The sequence below is a fragment of the Bradyrhizobium sp. 33ap4 genome (assembly GCF_032654765.1).
In the GTDB taxonomy this organism is placed as follows: domain Bacteria; phylum Pseudomonadota; class Alphaproteobacteria; order Rhizobiales; family Xanthobacteraceae; genus Bradyrhizobium; species Bradyrhizobium australafricanum.
The window spans coordinates 1-555 of sequence record NZ_JAUMTJ010000271.1 but is presented as its reverse complement, the minus strand read 5'-3'; the positions used below and the strand labels follow the sequence as shown (position 1 = coordinate 555).

The window sequence follows — 555 nt, the reverse complement described above, 5'->3', positions numbered from 1 at the left end:
TGAGGAAGTTAGGGCATCATCCGAGGTGTGCTTAAATATCTTCTGTGGTCATACACGTCTGTTGCCCCACTTGTTCGAGAAGTTCAAGAATCACCAGCACCTCATACGTTATATAGTACACAGGCAGGCACACAGGAGTCCTAGACGGTTGAAACGCTATCCCTGTCAGCGAACGGTGCAGGCCTAGCAGTGATCTTATCTCTCCTGTTGTCCGCTTTAGCGAACCCCTTAAATGGCGAATAAGATCGAGGTAGTTAATCCTATAGAATGAACACTCGATTCCAAGCAACCAGAAGATATCAAGGTGAAAATGATATTAGAAGCTCTCTACCGCTTGCTCAAGAATCACGGATTTAGTCCCGAACCAGTTAAGCCCGAGCCAGATGTGTCTCCACGAGCACCAACCAATCCTTTCGGCTACACTAAGTTATCGAAAGACGTGAGCCCGAAGCACGCAGAAAATGTCGTCTCCGAACTCGGAAAGGTTTTGTCTTGGGACGACAACTTCGAAGTCACGTTGGGGGCAGAAAGATATGCAACTCCAATATTATCAAC

General features: G+C 47.0%; 1 protein-coding gene. It reads left to right on the top strand.

Features of this window, described 5'->3' with window-relative positions; genetic code table 11:
- Positions 1–304: 304 nt before the first annotated feature.
- The coding region (locus Q2M23_RS43870) for a hypothetical protein (protein ID WP_316399573.1) at positions 305–555 on the top strand (251 nt) is incomplete at its 3' end.